The sequence below is a fragment of the Variovorax paradoxus NBRC 15149 genome, assembly GCF_001591365.1.
In the GTDB taxonomy this organism is placed as follows: domain Bacteria; phylum Pseudomonadota; class Gammaproteobacteria; order Burkholderiales; family Burkholderiaceae_C; genus Variovorax; species Variovorax paradoxus.
In genome coordinates this window covers 689639-704506 of the sequence record NZ_BCUT01000001.1, presented here as the reverse complement: position 1 = coordinate 704506, position 14868 = coordinate 689639, and the positions used below count along the sequence as shown (strand labels likewise).

Genomic DNA, 14868 nt, shown 5'->3' with positions numbered 1-14868 from the left:
GGCTCAGTGGTCCAGGATGCCCTGCGAGAAAAAGTGCGCGCGCACCTCTTTGGTGTAGGCGCCGAACTCGGCCGAGGCCATGACGTCGAGCGTGCGCGGGCGCGGCAGGTCGATGTCGTAGACCGCGGCGATCGAGCCGGGGCGCTCGCTCATCACGATCACGCGGTCCGAGAGAAAGATCGCCTCGGGGATGCTGTGCGTGATCAGCATCACGGTTTTCCTGGAGGCCATCCAGATGCGCTGCAGCTCCAGGTTCATCTTCTCGCGCGTCATCGCGTCGAGCGCGCCGAAGGGTTCGTCCATCAGCAGCACCGAGGGGTCGTGCAGCAGCGCGCGGCAGATCGACGCGCGCTGCTGCATGCCGCCCGAAAGCTGCCAGGGGTACTTGCCCTCGAAGCCCTTGAGGCCCGCCATCTCCATCAGCTCGCGCGCCCGGGCCTCGGAGGCGGCCTTGGGCAGGTGGCGCATCTCGGCCTGCAGCAGGATGTTGTCCTGCACACTGCGCCAGGGCAGCAGCACCGCGCTCTGGAACACGATGCCCACGTCCTTCTGCGGCCCCTTGATCGGCTTGCCCGCCAGCGTGAGCTCGCCGCCGCTGATCGGCAGCAGGCCGGCCACCATCTTGAGCAGCGTGCTCTTGCCGCAGCCCGAAGGGCCGACGACCGAGACGAACTCGCCTTCACGGATGGCAAAGTCGAGCGGCTTCAGCGACTCGACCGGGCCGTCCTTGCTCTGGTAGGTTTTGGCGACGCCGCGCGCTTCGATCAGGTTGGCTTGGGACATGGAGTGCGTGAGGGGTGGCAACAGCGAGCGGGCGCGCGGACGAAAGATCAGTTCGGGAGAAAGTCGAGGGTGACGTAGTCTTCCGGCTTGCCGCGCGTCGAGGCGTCCATGCCGCCGTACTGCACCAGCAGGTCGAGCGAGTCGTTCACGTTCTTCATCGCCACGCGGAACGGGCGCTGGTTGGCCGTTTCCTTCGTGTGGTAGAGCGCCACGCTCTGCTTCATGCCCACGATCAGCGTGTCGCGCACGCCGGCCTTCGGGTTGGCCTTGAGCATGGCGTCGACCGCGGCTTCGGGGCTCTTCTCGGCGGCTTCGGCGGCCTTGGTCGATGCGCGCATGAAGCGCTTCACGAGGTCGGGGTTCTCGGCCAGCAGGTTCTTGTTGGCGATGATGCCGGAGCTGATCTGGTTCACGCCCGAGTCGGCAAAGCGGATCGGCGTCACGGGCTTGCCGGTGGCGTCCTGCAGCTTGATGGCCTGGTCCATCACGTAGCCCAGCAGCAGGTCGGCCTGGCCGTTGATCACCGCATTGAGCTTGGTCTGGCCATCGCCCGAGACGATCTTCACCTGCTCGGGCTTGATGTTGTTGACCTTGAGGAAAAGAGGCCACATCTGCGACATCGAGTCGCCCGGCGTGACGGCCACGGTCTTGCCGATGATGTCCTTGGGCGCCTTGATGTTCTTCTCGCTGAAGCCCATGACCGACATCGGGCTCACCTGGAACAGCACGCCGGTCGACTTCAGCGGCGCGCCCTTGGCGGCGGCCTTGATCATGGTCGTGACGTCGATGTAGCCGAAGGTCGCCGACTTCGCGGCCACCGCCTGCGCCGTGACGGCGGAGCCGCGGCCTTCCTGGATCTCCAGCTCGATGCCCTCGTCGGCGTAGAAGCCCTTTTCCCTGCCGAGGAAGAAGGGCGCATGCTCGCTGTACAGGTACCAGTTGAGCATCAGCGTGACCTTGTCCTTGGGCTTGTCGGCCTGCGCATGTGCGGGAGCGATGGCAAAGCTGGCGAGCGCGGCAAGGACCGAGATGGCGAGCAGCGAGGGAAGCAGTTTCTTCATGACGTTGTCTCCTGGAGTTTTCTGGGTATGACGAAGAAAGGAACTCAGTTCGCGTGGCGCTGCGAGGCATGCCACGGAATCATCACGCGCTCGACGATGTCGACCGCGACGAAAAGAATCACGCCGATGCTCGACAGCACCACGAGCGCGGCAAACATCAGGGGCAGGTCGAAGTTGCCGTTGGCCACCTGCAGCACGTAGCCGATGCCCGAGTTGGAGCCGACGAACTCGCCGACCACCGCACCCACCACGGCCAGCGTCACCGACACCTTCAGGCCGCTGAAGATCGCGGGCATGGCCTGCGGCAGGCTGATCTTGAAGAAGGTCTGCAGCCGGCTCGCGCCCATCGAGCGGGCCAGGTCGAGCATGTCGGGCTCGACCGACTTGAAGCCCATCACCGTCGACACCACCACCGGAAAGAAACCCAGCAGGAACGCACTGATCACCTTCGGAAAGATGCCGAAGCCGAACCACACCACGAAGAGAGGCGCAATCGCCACCTTGGGAATGCTCTGCGAGAACACCAGCAGCGGGTACACGTACGACTCGACCAGCCGCGAGTAGGCGATGACCATCGCAATCGGTATGCCGATCAAGATCGTCAGGCCGAAGCCGCCGAGCGTGGCGAGCGTGGTCTTCCAGCTCTCGGCCAACAGGCGCGGCCATTCGGCCACGAGCTGCTTCACCACTTCCCACGGCGGTGGAATCAGGTAGGCCGGAATCCTGAAGAGCCGGATCGCCACGTCCCACAGCACCAGCAGCAGCAGGATCAAGAGGAACGGGCGCAGGGCCGGAGAAAGCAGGAGCTTGCGGAGCATGAAGACGACCCGGGGCTTGTCGACGGAGGCTTGCTACTGCTGGACCGACAGGCCCGCGGCCTTCACGAGCTGGGCATTGCTCGCGATCTCGTCCTTGATGTAGGCGTCGAACTGCTCGGGCTTGAGCGTCCAGGCATCGGCGCCCAGCTTGAGAAAGCGCTCCTTCACCTCGGGCGTGGCCAGCGCCTTTGCCACTTCGTCGTGCAGGCGGTGGACGATGTCGCGCGGCGTCTTGGCCGGCGCCATCATCCCGATCCAGAAATTGAACTCCGAGCCGGGCACGCCGGCCTCGCTGGTGGTGGGCACGTCGGGCAGGGCGGCGGCGCGCTTGGGCGAGCCGACGGCGAGCGCGAGCAGCTGGCCCTCCTTGATCTGGCCGATCACCGGCGCGATGGGCGAGAAGTAGTAGTCGACGCGGCCCGAGAGCACCTCGGTGACGGCCTCGCCCGATCCCTTGAAGGGAATGTTGGTTGCGTCTATCTTCGCGGCCATCTTGAACTTCTCGGCGTTCAGGTGCGTGGCGCTGCCCTGGCCGGCCGATGCGAAGTTCATGCTCCCGGGCTTGGCGCGTGCGGCGGCCAGAAGCTGCGGCAGCGTCTTGATGTTCTTCGCCGGCGAGATCACCAGCGCGTTGGGCAGCGACGAGATCGGCGTGATGCCGGCGAAGTCGCCCACCGTGTCGAACGGCAGCTTGGCGAAGGTGGAGGGGCTCACCGTGTGCGACGACGAGTGGATCATGACCGTGTAGCCGTCCGGCGCGGCCGTGGCCACTGCCTGCTGGCCGATGGTGCCGCTCGCGCCGCCGCGGTTGTCGATGACCAGCGTCTGGCCCATGCTCTGGCTCATCTTGTCGGCAATGGCGCGGGCAATGATGTCGGTGGTGCTGCCGGCCGCAAACGGCACGATCACGCGGATCGGCTTGCTGGGATAGCCGTTCTGCGCGGATGCGAGGCCGGGCAGCAGTGCGCCCAGGCAGGTGAGCGCCGCAAGGGCGGTGGTGCGTGCGAGTTGCTTCATGGTCGGTTGTCTCCGCGCGGTGGGGCCGCTGTCTTGAATCGATCAATTCACCAATAAGTGAATTAGCGATTTTAGGAAGGGCTGCGCCGCAGCGTCAACCGCCGCTGCCTAGTGAATACCCGAAGGAGGTCTGGAGAGGCCGCAGGGGCCCGCGGGCTCAGTGCAGCACGTAGCCCAGCACGAGGTCGGTCATGTGCGACAGGCGCTGGGCCATGGCCTTGGGCGCGCGCAGGTCACGGCCGAAGATCGCCGAGAGCGTGTGGTTGTTCGAGAGATAGAAGTAGCACAGCGACGCGATCGAGATGTACAGCTGCACCGGGTCCACGCCGGCGCGGAACAGCTTGTCGCGCCGGCCGCGCTCGAGCACCGTGTCCAGCAGCTGCACCAGCGGCGAGTTCATCTCCTGGATGCGTTCGGAGCGCTTGAGGTGCGCCGCGCAATGCAGGTTCTCGCTGTTCAGCAGCGTGATGAACTCGGGGTGCTCCAGGTAGTAGTGCCAGGTGAAGGAGACCAGCTGGCGGATCGCCTCGACCGGGTCGATCTCGTCCAGGTGCAGCCGCTGCTCGGCCTCGCGGATGTCGGCGTAGGTGCGCTCGAGCACCGCCAGGAACAGGTCGTCCTTGCTGCCGAAGTAGTAGTAGATGAGGCGCTTGTTCAGGCCTGCGCGCTCGGCGATGCTGTCCATGCGTGCGCCGGCGAGTCCCCGCTGGGCAAACTCGTCGCGCGCCGACGCAAGGATGGCGAGTTGCGAGCGGTCGGCATCGCGCGAACGCGGCTCGGCCGTTTCGGGCGAGGAATCCTTGGGGGCCTTCATGGCGCGAATTTAACCAATTGGTGAATTAACGCAAGGCGTTGGAGGCGGGCGCACATAATTGCCGGAGACATTGCAGCTGAGGTTCGACTTCCCATGAGTACATCACAACCCGCCGGCCACCTGATCGTCGAATGCCTGGTCGAGCAGGACATGGAGATCGCGTTCGGCGTACCCGGCGAGAGCTTCCTGGCGGTGCTGGACGGCTTTCATGCCTACCGCGAGCGGGCCCGCTTCATCGTCAACCGGCAGGAGGGCGGCGCGGCCTTCATGGCCGAGGCGCACGGCAAGCTCACGGGGCGCCCGGGCGTGTGCTTCGTGACGCGCGGGCCGGGCGCCACCAACGCATCGATCGGCGTGCACACAGCGTTCCAGGATTCGACGCCGATGGTGCTGTTCGTCGGCGACGTCGGCAGCGACTTCCGCGACCGCGAGGCTTTCCAGGAGGTCGACTACGGCAGCTTCTTCGGACCCTGCACCAAGGGCTTTGCCAAGCGCGTGGAGCGCATCGACGACGCCGACCGCATTCCCGAATACGTGGCGCGCGCCTTCGCCACCGCGATGAACGGCCGTCCGGGGCCGGTGGTGCTGGTGCTGCCCGAGGACATGCTGCGCACACAGACCACCGCGCGGCCGCTCAGGCGCGTGGAGGCGGTGCAGCCCTGGAGCGACCCGGGCGCGCTGCGCACGCTGCGCGAGCTGCTGCTGAAGTCCGAGCGGCCGCTGGTGATTGCGGGCGGCGGCGGCTGGACGGCGCAGGCCGCGCAGGCGCTGCAGCGCTTTGCCGAGAACTGGCGGCTGCCGGTGGCCAATGCCTTCCGCTTCCAGGACACTTTCGACAACCACCATCCGCTGTATGCGGGCGACGTCGGCATCGCCATCAATCCGAAGCTCGCACAGCGCGTGAAGGACGCGGACCTGATCCTCGCCATCGGCCCGCGCCTTGGCGAGATGACCACCGGCGGCTACACGCTGCTCGAGGCGCCGAAGGCCCAACAAAAGCTGGTGCACATCCACGCCAGTGCCGAGGAACTCAACCGCGTCTACCAGGCCGACCTGGCCATCAACGCCGGCATGAGCGCCGCCGCGCGCAGCCTCGAGGTGCTGAGCGCACCGCCCACGCTGCCGTGGGAAGAATGGACGTTGCAGGCCCATGCGGACTACGAGGCGAACCTCGAGCCGCAGCCGCTCGCCGGCATGCCGGCCGAAACGCCGCGCGGCCCCATCGACATGGCCGCAGTGGTCGCGCTGTTGCAAAAGCACCTGCCGCCGGACGCGGCCATCACCAACGGCGCCGGCAACTTCGCGAGCTGGGTGCACCGCTACTTCCGCTACCACGGCCTCGCAAAGGGCCACAAGACGCAGCTGGCACCCACCAGCGGCGCGATGGGCTACGGCGTGCCGGCGGGCATTGCGGCCAACCTGACAACGGGGCGCGTGGCCTTCACGATCGCGGGCGACGGCGATTTCCTGATGACCGGGCAAGAGCTCGCGAGCGCTGCGCAGCACGGAGGCAAGAGCATCATCGTGCTGCTGAACAACGGCATGTTCGGCACCATCCGCATGCACCAGGAGCGCGAGTACCCCGAGCGCGAAAGCGGCACCGCGCTGCGCAACCCCGACTTCTGCGGCCTCGCGCGGGCCTACGGCTACGCGGCCGAGCGCGTGACCGAAACCGCGCAGTTCGAGGCCGCGCTGCTGCGCGCGCTGGCGGCCGATACGGGCACGCTGATCGAGATCCCGCTGGACCCGGAGGTGATCACCACGCGCGGCACGCTCGCGTCGATCACTCGGGCGGCGCAGGCGCGGGGCTGAAGAGAGCCGCGGCGCGCGCTTGCCACAGGCGAAAAAAAAGCCGGCATGAGCCGGCTTTCTGATGCGGGAGCGCGGGGCCCCCGGGTGCTTACTTGACGTGCTTGCCGATCAGCGCGGCCAGTTCGAACATCGACACTTGCGGCTTGCCGAAGATTTCCTTCAGCTTGGCGTCGGCGTTGATGTTGCGCTTGTTGGCCTTGTCCTGCAGGTTGTTCTTCTTGATGTAGTCCCACAGCTTGCTCACGACTGCGGTGCGTGGCAGAGGCGTCGAGCCCACAACGGCGGCGAGTGCCGGGCTGGGGGTCAGGGCCTTCATGAACGCAGCGTTGGGCGTGCGCTTCTTGGCGGGAGCGGCCTTCTTTGCAGGAGCCTTCTTCGCGGGTGCAGCCTTCTTCGCAGGAGCAGCAGCCTTCTTTGCGGGAGCCGCCTTCTTGGCCGGTGCGGCCTTCTTCGCAGGAGCCGCAGCCTTCTTTGCGGGAGCGGCCTTCTTTGCCGGAGCTTTCTTGGCCGGAGCCTTCTTTGCAGTTGCCATGGTTGATTTCCTTTTTTGGTTAAACAGTCACCAATGAAAAACTTGCGTCTCCAGTGGCATTGCGGATGCTAAAGGAGAAAAAACGCGTTTCCAAGGGAAAAAGCGGTTTTTTCATTGGGAGTTGTTGTTTTTTCAGAGGGGAGAACCCGTGGTTTTCAGCTTCGGCGCGCGGGCCAGGTCGCCAGCACCACGCCAACGAGTGCAAGAGCGAACGCAAGCAGCTGCGCCGCGGAGAGGCTTTCGCCGAGCACCAGCACGCCCACGAGGGCCGCGCTCACGGGCAGCATCACGGCAAACACGCCCGCTTGCGCAGCGGGCACATGGCGCAATCCGGTCATCCAGAGCCACACGGTCCAGATGCTCGCGGCCAGCGCATAGACCACGAGCAGTGCCCAGGTTCCGAGGCGCACCGCCGTGAAGTCGAACTGCAGCGCAAACCAGATGCCGAAGGGCATCGACAGCACGAAGCCCCAGAGGTTGATGAGCGAGGAGATCCGCTTGGGGCCGAGCCGGCCGGTGAGCGACTTGCCGATCACCGCATAGGCGGTTTCGCACAGCACCGCGCAGAACACGAGCAGATTGCCGAGCCAAGGCATCGAAGGCGCGGCGGCGCCGTTGTCGCCCGCTGCCGGTGCATGCGCGGGCGTCAGGGCCAGCAGGCCGATGCCGATCGCAGCGCAGCCTATGGCCAGGCCGATGCGCACCGTGATGCGCTCGCGCAGGAAGAGCCAGCTCGCCACCGCCACGGCCGCCGGGATCGAAGCCATGATCACGCCGGCGGACACCGCGCTGGTCAGGCTCACGCCGAACAGCATGCAGATCGAGAACAGGAAGTTGCCGAGGAACGATTCGAGAAAGACCAGCCCGCGCGTGCGTGCACTCATCGGCGGTTCGCCCGGAGCGCGCCGCAGCCAGTGCGGCATGGCGAGCGCCGCGATGCCGAAGCGCAGCCAGGCGAGCAACAGCACCGGGAAGGCCGCCACCAGCGGCTTGGAGAGGGCGACGTAGCCGCCGACGAGCGACATGCTCAGGGCCAGGCAACCATAGGCCAGCAGGCGGCTGGCGGGAGCAGCGGTGTTCAATAGACTGGACGGCTTGTTGTTGGAACGATGGATTCGATGATGCCCCAATCTCCCGGGCCCGATGTCGCGCCGGACGCAGGCGCGCAGCGCCACGTCTTCGTCTACGGCACCCTGCGCCGCGGCGGGCGCAACGACATCGCGCGCTATCGGCCCGTGCCGGTCCACGTGGCCGACGCAAGCATTGCCGCCACGCTGTACGACCTCGGCGCCTACCCCGGCGCGGTGCTCGGCGGGCAGCGGCGCGTCTTCGGCGAGATCTACCGCGTCGCGCCCCAGGTGGAGGCCGAGCTCGACCGGCTCGAGGGCGTCGCCGACGACGGCTCCGGCGAATACATCCGCCGCCACCTGATCGTGGCAGCAGGTGCGCAGCGTTTCGAATGCCTGGTCTACGAGATCCATCCATCGCGCATCGAGGGGCGCGCGGTGATCGACAGCGGCGACTGGATGGCCCATGCCGCTGCCAGCTGAGGCGTGCGCGGCGCTTCGTTTTCACGCCTGAAAGGTCGATTGCACATTGCGAAAAGAGCGGCTGCTGCGGCGCAATATTTTTTCTCAATATGAGAAAAATAATTTTGCATGGAGAAATGTCTTTGTAAGTGATTGATTTTGCTGGACTAAAAATATGTCTTCTATAAGACATAAGAGTCTGGCTTCGGTTTAGAGTAGCTCCACGGCCGCAGCGCCCGATCCTTTCAACCAACCTCACGGAGTGACCATGCCCCAGACCCTCACCGAACAATTGAGCCGCGAACAGCAAATTGCCGCCCTCGAGAAAGAATGGGCCACCAATCCCCGCTGGAAGGGCATCAAGCGCGGCTACAGCGCCGCCGACGTGGTTCGCCTTCGCGGCTCCTTCCCCATCGAGCACACGCTTGCGCGCCGCGGCGCCGAGAAGCTCTGGGAGCTGGTGAACAACGAGCCCTACGTCAATTGCCTCGGCGCGCTCACGGGCGGCCAGGCCATGCAGCAGGTGAAGGCCGGCGTGAAGGCCATCTACCTGTCGGGCTGGCAGGTTGCCGCGGACGCCAACACCTACTCGTCGATGTACCCCGACCAGTCGCTGTACCCGGTGGACTCGGTGCCGACCGTGGTGGAGCGCATCAACAACACCTTCCGCCGCGCGGACGAAATCCAGTGGTCCAAGAACGTGAACCCGGGCGACAAGGGCTATGTCGACTACTTCGCGCCCATCGTCGCTGACGCCGAAGCCGGCTTTGGCGGCGTGCTGAACGGCTTCGAGCTGATGAAGGCCATGATCAAGGCCGGCGCCGGCGGCGTGCACTTCGAAGACCAGCTCGCCTCGGTCAAGAAGTGCGGCCACATGGGCGGCAAGGTGCTCGTGCCCACCACCGAGGCCGTGCAGAAGCTCATCGCCGCGCGCATGGCCGCCGACGTCTGCGGCACGCCGACGCTCGTGATTGCCCGCACCGACGCCGAAGCCGCCGACCTCATCACCAGCGACTACGACGAGAACGACAAGCCCTTCCTCACCGGCGAACGCACCGCCGAAGGCTTCTACAAGACCAAGAAGGGCATTGACCAGGCCATCAGCCGCGCCATTGCCTACGCCCACTACGCTGACCTGGTGTGGTGCGAAACCGGCACGCCCGACCTCGAGTTTGCCAAGCGGTTTGCCGACGCGGTCCACAAGGTGCACCCCGGCAAGATGCTGGCCTACAACTGCTCGCCGTCCTTCAACTGGAAGAAGAACCTCGACGACGCCACCATTGCCAAGTTCCAGAAGGAGCTCGGCGCCATGGGCTACAAGTACCAGTTCATCACGCTGGCCGGCATCCACTCGATGTGGTTCAACATGTTCGATCTGGCGCAAGACTACGTGCAGCGCGGCATGTCGGCCTACGTCGAGAAGGTGCAGGAGCCCGAATTCGCGGCGCGCGATCGCGGTTACACCTTCGTGTCGCACCAGCAGGAAGTCGGCACCGGCTACTTCGACGAGGTGACCACGGTCATCCAGGGCGGCAAGTCCAGCGTCACGGCGCTGACCGGCTCGACCGAGGAAGAGCAGTTCCACTGATCCGCTGAATCCGCCAGCACAACGATTTCGCTGTCACCTTCGAGCCCGGCCGAGCGCCGGGCTTTTTTTTGGGCTCGGCGGCCAGCGGATAGAATTGCGCCCTCTGCACCCAACAAGAGCGAGAAAGGCACCTTGGTTATGACACCGCGAACTACTCCGCAAGGATTCAGCGGCTTTTTCTTCGTCTCCGAAGAAAAGGGCCGGTAGCCCGCGCTCGCTGGTTTCTGCCAGCTCTCATCCCAAGCAAAGCGCGGCCAGTCACCGCGCTTTTTGTTTTTTCGCCCGAGGTTTTCCATGATCCAGATCACGCTTCCCGACAACTCGCGCCGCGAGTTCCCCGGCCCGGTTTCAGTGGCCGAAGTTGCCCAGTCCATCGGACCCGGGCTCGCCAAGATGACGGTGGCCGGCAAGGTCGACGGCAAGCTCGTCGATGCCAGCGACGTCATCGACCATGACGCCAGGCTCCAGATCATCACGCCCAGGGACGACGAGGGCCTGGAGATCATCCGCCACTCGACGGCCCACCTGGTCGGCCACGCCGTGAAGCAGCTCTACCCGACGGCCAAGATGGTCATCGGCCCGGTGATCGAGGAGGGCTTCTACTACGACATCTCCTACGAGCGCCCCTTCACGCCCGAGGACATGGCCGCCATCGAGGCGCGCATGCGCGAGCTCATTGCGCAGGACTACGACGTGGTCAAGAAGATGACGCCGCGCGCCGAGGTCATCGAGGTCTTCAAGTCGCGCGGCGAGGACTACAAGCTGCGCCTGGTCGAGGACATGCCCGACGAGCAGGCCATGGGCCTGTACTACCACCAGGAATACGTCGACATGTGCCGCGGCCCGCACGTGCCGAACACGCGCTTCCTGAAGGTCTTCAAGCTCACGAAGCTCGCCGGCGCCTACTGGCGCGGCGACGCCAAGAACGAGCAGCTGCAGCGCATCTACGGCACGGCCTGGGCCGACAAGAAGCAGCTCGACCAGTACATCCAGCGCATCGAGGAAGCCGAGAAGCGCGACCACCGCAAGCTGGGCAAGGAGCTGGACCTGTTCCACATCGACGAAGTGGCGCCCGGCGTGGTGTTCTGGCACCCCAAGGGCTGGGCCCTGTGGCAGGCGGTGGAGCAGTACATGCGCGGCATCTACCGCGACACAGGCTACTGGGAAGTGAAGGGCCCGCAGATCCTCGACAAGAGCCTGTGGGAGAAAACGGGCCACTGGCAGAACTACCGCGACAACATGTTCACGACGGAGTCGGAAAAGCGCGAATACGCGCTCAAGCCGATGAACTGCCCGGGCCACGTGCTCATCTTCAAGAGCGACCTGCGCAGCTACCGCGACCTGCCGCTGCGCTACGGCGAGTTCGGCCAGTGCCACCGCAACGAGCCCAGCGGCGCGCTGCACGGCATCATGCGCGTGCGCGGCTTCACGCAGGACGACGGCCACATCTTCTGCACGGAGGACCAGATCCTCGAAGAATGCGTGGCCTACACGGCGCAGCTGCAGAAGGTCTACGCCGACTTCGGCTTCACGGAAATCCTCTACAAGGTGGCCACGCGCCCCGACAACCGCGTGGGCTCCGACGAGCTCTGGGACAAGGCCGAGCACGCGGTGATGGAGGCGCTGCGCCGTTCGGGCGTCGACTTCATCATCTCGCCCGGCGACGGTGCCTTCTACGGCCCCAAGATCGAATACACGCTGAAGGACGCGCTGGGCCGCCAGTGGCAGTGCGGCACGATGCAGGTCGACTTCAACACGGCCGAGCGCCTGGGCGGCGAGTACGTCACGGAAACGAGCGGCCGCGCGCACCCCGTCATGCTGCACCGCGCCATCGTCGGCAGCCTGGAGCGCTTCATCGGCATGCTGATCGAACACCATGCCGGCGCGCTGCCCGCATGGCTCGCTCCGGTGCAGGTGGCGGTGCTCAACATCAGCGAAGGCCAGGCCGACTACGCCGCTTCAGTGGCGAAAACGCTGCAGAATCAAGGGCTTAGGGTCCAGCTGGATCTGCACAACGAGAAGATTACGTATAAAATACGCAAGCATTCGTTGCAAAAGCTTCCCTACATCCTTGTCGTAGGCGACAAAGAGAGAGAAGCTGGTGCCGTCGCAGTGCGCGCCCGGGGCAATCAAGACCTCGGTGCAATGTCCCTCGAATCGTTCGTGCAACGGCTCGTCCAGGATGTTGCTGACAAGCGTTGATTTGTCCCGGAAGCACCCTCATATGTGCTTCTCGTCCAAATCATGCCGCTTGTCCGCGAGGACTGACCGGCGTCCGCTACAGATTTTGTAGCAATTTTTGAAGGATTCTGACCATCGCTACTGCATTTCGCGACCGCCGCCACCGCGAGGAACGCCAACACCGCCTGAACCGGGAAATCATGGCCCCGGAAGTCCGCCTTGTAGGCCCGGAAAACGAGCCATTGGGTGTTATGAGTCTCTCCGAGGCCTTGCGCCTCGCCGGTGAGGCTGACGTGGATCTGGTAGAGGTCGTTGCCGCGGCCAATCCGCCCGTGTGCCGTCTGATCGAGTACGGCAAGTTCAAGTACCACGAGCAGAAGAAGGCGGCCGAGGCCAAGTCGAAGCAGAAGGTCATCGAGGTCAAGGAAATCAAGTTCCGCCCCGGTACCGACGACGGCGACTACAACATCAAGATGCGCAACATCAAGCGCTTTCTTGAAGAGGGCGACAAATGCAAGATCACGCTGCGCTTCCGCGGCCGCGAGATCACGCACCAGGAACTCGGCCTGGCGCTGCTGCAGCGGATCCGCGATGAGCTGGGCGACCTGATCGTCGTGGAGCAGTTTCCGAAGCTCGAAGGCCGGCAGATGATCATGATGATCGCGCCGGGCCGCAAGAAGCCGGGCGGCGGCGGTGGTGCCGCAAAGCCGGCTTCTTCGGAGGCTTCGGCGCCCGCGGCGGCCTGAAAAGGCTGCCACGGCAGCGGGTAGAGATAGCAGGGTTTGATGAAGAATTTCGCCGCTGCCGGCGCTTCGCAAGAAGGGCAGGCAGTGGCGGGATAAAGAAGTGTCTCGGGGCCAACAAGTCCGTGGAGTATCCGCGGCGCCTCACGAGCACAAACTAAAGGAGCATTCACATGCCCAAAATGAAGACCAAGAGCAGCGCGAAAAAACGTTTCCGCGTTCGTCCCGGTGGCACCGTCAAGCGCGGTCAAGCCTTCAAGCGTCACATCTTGACGAAGAAGACCACCAAGAACAAGCGTCACCTGCGTGGTGCAGTCGCAGTGCATGAGACCAACATGGTTTCTGTCGCCGCCATGCTGCCCGGCCGTGGCATTTAACTCAGACGAACAAGGAGTACACACATGCCTCGCGTCAAACGTGGTGTAACGGCTCGCGCCCGCCACAAGAAAGTTCTCGCACTCGCCAAGGGTTTCCGCGGTCGCCGCGGCAATGTCTTCCGCATCGCCAAACAGGCGGTGATGAAGGCTGGGCAATACGCCTACCGTGACCGCCGCACCAAGAAGCGCGTTTTCCGTCAACTGTGGATCGCGCGTATCAACGCCGCCTCGCGCGAACTGGGCCTGACCTACAGCCAGTTCGCCAACGGCATCCGCAAGGCCGGGATCGAGATCGACCGCAAGATGCTTGCGGACATCGCAGTGCACGACAAGGCCGCTTTTGCCGGCATCGTGGAGCAGGTCAAGGCCAAGCTGGCTGCTTGATTCTGCACAGCAGGAGTGCCGCCTTCGGGCGGCTTCCTGCGCCCACGGCACAAGGGCTGGCGCTTGAAAAGGCTCCAGCTCTTTTTTTATTTCCCCGCCTAATTTTTGTTGCTATGAACGAGTTGGACTCCCTTGTCGCCACCGCCCGCGCCGCCTTCGCCGAAGCGAAAACGCCCGCCGAGCTCGAAAACGCCAAGGCCCAGTTCCTCGGCAAGTCGGGCCGCATCACCGAGCTCATGAAGGGCATGGCCGCGCTCAGCGTCGACGAGAAGAAGTCGCGCGGCGCCGCCATCAACGTGGCCAAGCAGGCCATCGAAGCCGCGCTGACTGATCGACGCCAGCAGCTCGCCGACGAAGAGCTTTCGCTGCAGCTGCGCGCCGAGGCGCTCGACGTGAGCCTGCCCGGCCGGCGCCGCATTCCGGGCGGCCTGCATCCCGTGAGCCGCACGCTGGAGCGCATCGAGGAGATCTTCTCGAGCATGGGCTTCGACGTGGCCGACGGCCCCGAGATCGAGAGCGACTGGCACAGCTTCACCTCGCTCAACAACCCGCCGAACCACCCGGCGCGCTCGATGCAGGACACCTTCTACGTCGACCTCAACGGCGACGACGGCATTCCCTACAACCTGCGTCCGCACACCAGCCCGATGCAGGTGCGCTATGCGCATCAGCACATCAAGAAGTACGCGGCCGAATTCGCGGCCGCCGCGGCCGACGCCACCGGCACCGTCAAGGCGCCCGAGATCCGCGTGATTGCGCCGGGCCGCACCTACCGCGTCGACAGCGACGCCACGCACTCGCCGATGTTCCACCAGTGCGAAGGCCTGTGGCTCGGCGAGAACGTGAGCTTCAAGGACCTGAAGGTGGTGTTCACCGACTTCTGCCGCACCTTCTTCGAGAGCGACGACCTCGTGCTGCGTTTCCGCCCGAGCTTCTTCCCGTTCACCGAGCCCAGTGCCGAGATCGACATCCAGTTTGCGAGCGGCCCGCTGGCCGGCCGCTGGCTCGAAGTGGCGGGCTCGGGCCAGGTGCATCCGAACGTGGTGCGCAACATGGGGCTGGACCCCGAGCGCTACATCGGCTTTGCCTTTGGCATGGGCCCCGACCGGCTCACCATGCTGCGCTACGGCGTGAACGACCTGCGGCTGTTCTTCGACGGCGACTTGCGCTTTCTCTCGCAGTTCCAGTAAGCACCCGTCCATAGAAATAAATACGAATACGAGATCGAA

15 protein-coding genes are annotated in these 14868 nt (G+C 64.8%); 8 read left to right on the top strand and 7 right to left on the bottom strand.

The window, feature by feature from the left end:
• Nucleotides 1-3: 3 nt before the first annotated feature.
• The 5 genes from VPA02S_RS03185 to VPA02S_RS03165 form a co-directional block, all read right to left on the bottom strand.
• Nucleotides 4-783 carry an ABC transporter ATP-binding protein gene (locus tag VPA02S_RS03185; protein ID WP_012746997.1) on the bottom strand — a complete coding sequence of 260 codons (780 nt, stop codon included), beginning with the start codon at nucleotides 781-783 and terminating at the stop codon, nucleotides 4-6.
• A gap of 47 nt (nucleotides 784-830) precedes the next feature.
• Nucleotides 831-1844, bottom strand: coding sequence for an ABC transporter substrate-binding protein (locus tag VPA02S_RS03180; RefSeq protein ID WP_062362122.1), 1014 nt, complete (start codon nucleotides 1842-1844; stop codon nucleotides 831-833).
• Nucleotides 1845-1888: 44 nt separating this feature from the next.
• Nucleotides 1889-2662 (bottom strand): ABC transporter permease, encoded by a 774-nt coding sequence (locus VPA02S_RS03175; protein ID WP_012746999.1) that lies wholly within the window; start codon nucleotides 2660-2662, stop codon nucleotides 1889-1891.
• 33 nt (nucleotides 2663-2695) lie between these two features.
• Nucleotides 2696-3679, bottom strand: coding sequence for a tripartite tricarboxylate transporter substrate binding protein (locus VPA02S_RS03170; protein WP_012747000.1), 984 nt, complete (start codon nucleotides 3677-3679; stop codon nucleotides 2696-2698).
• Nucleotides 3680-3836: 157 nt separating this feature from the next.
• Nucleotides 3837-4493 carry a TetR/AcrR family transcriptional regulator gene (locus VPA02S_RS03165; RefSeq protein WP_012747001.1) on the bottom strand — a complete coding sequence of 219 codons (657 nt, stop codon included), beginning with the start codon at nucleotides 4491-4493 and terminating at the stop codon, nucleotides 3837-3839.
• 93 nt (nucleotides 4494-4586) lie between these two features.
• On the opposite strand from VPA02S_RS03165, the gene VPA02S_RS03160 reads away from it, so the two are divergent.
• Nucleotides 4587-6305, top strand: a complete 1719-nt coding sequence (locus VPA02S_RS03160; protein WP_012747002.1) for a thiamine pyrophosphate-binding protein — start codon at nucleotides 4587-4589, stop codon at nucleotides 6303-6305.
• A gap of 88 nt (nucleotides 6306-6393) precedes the next feature.
• Here the strand turns inward: VPA02S_RS03160 and VPA02S_RS03155 are convergent, their stop codons facing one another.
• Both VPA02S_RS03155 and VPA02S_RS03150 read right to left on the bottom strand, forming a co-directional pair.
• Entirely contained in the window at nucleotides 6394-6837 is a 444-nt protein-coding gene (locus VPA02S_RS03155) for an SWIB/MDM2 domain-containing protein (RefSeq protein WP_012747003.1), read from the bottom strand.
• 155 nt (nucleotides 6838-6992) lie between these two features.
• The gene (locus tag VPA02S_RS03150) at nucleotides 6993-7919 is read right to left on the bottom strand and encodes a DMT family transporter (protein WP_012747004.1); all 927 of its coding nucleotides are present in this window, start codon (nucleotides 7917-7919) and stop codon (nucleotides 6993-6995) included.
• A gap of 39 nt (nucleotides 7920-7958) precedes the next feature.
• On the opposite strand from VPA02S_RS03150, the gene VPA02S_RS03145 reads away from it, so the two are divergent.
• The 7 genes from VPA02S_RS03145 (at nucleotide 7959) to pheS (ending at nucleotide 14829) form a co-directional block, all read left to right on the top strand.
• A complete protein-coding gene (locus VPA02S_RS03145; protein ID WP_012747005.1) occupies nucleotides 7959-8387 on the top strand; it encodes a gamma-glutamylcyclotransferase family protein in 429 nt (142 codons plus the stop codon).
• Between the two features lie 247 nt (nucleotides 8388-8634).
• On the top strand, nucleotides 8635-9954 hold the full coding sequence (aceA, locus tag VPA02S_RS03140) for an isocitrate lyase (RefSeq protein WP_012747006.1): 1320 nt from the start codon (nucleotides 8635-8637) through the stop codon (nucleotides 9952-9954).
• A gap of 294 nt (nucleotides 9955-10248) precedes the next feature.
• Nucleotides 10249-12156 (top strand): threonine--tRNA ligase, encoded by a 1908-nt coding sequence (gene thrS, locus VPA02S_RS03135; protein WP_012747007.1) that lies wholly within the window; start codon nucleotides 10249-10251, stop codon nucleotides 12154-12156.
• A gap of 104 nt (nucleotides 12157-12260) precedes the next feature.
• Nucleotides 12261-12881 carry a translation initiation factor IF-3 gene (infC, locus tag VPA02S_RS03130; protein WP_080515731.1) on the top strand — a complete coding sequence of 207 codons (621 nt, stop codon included), beginning with the start codon at nucleotides 12261-12263 and terminating at the stop codon, nucleotides 12879-12881.
• A 170-nt stretch (nucleotides 12882-13051) separates the two neighbouring features.
• Nucleotides 13052-13255: a 50S ribosomal protein L35 gene (gene rpmI, locus VPA02S_RS03125; protein ID WP_007832497.1), complete on the top strand. Its 204-nt coding sequence runs from the start codon at nucleotides 13052-13054 to the stop codon at nucleotides 13253-13255.
• A gap of 24 nt (nucleotides 13256-13279) precedes the next feature.
• Nucleotides 13280-13639, top strand: coding sequence for a 50S ribosomal protein L20 (gene rplT / locus VPA02S_RS03120; protein ID WP_012747009.1), 360 nt, complete (start codon nucleotides 13280-13282; stop codon nucleotides 13637-13639).
• 113 nt (nucleotides 13640-13752) lie between these two features.
• The gene (pheS, locus tag VPA02S_RS03115; RefSeq protein ID WP_062362120.1) at nucleotides 13753-14829 is read left to right on the top strand and encodes a phenylalanine--tRNA ligase subunit alpha; all 1077 of its coding nucleotides are present in this window, start codon (nucleotides 13753-13755) and stop codon (nucleotides 14827-14829) included.
• Nucleotides 14830-14868 lie beyond the last annotated feature (39 nt).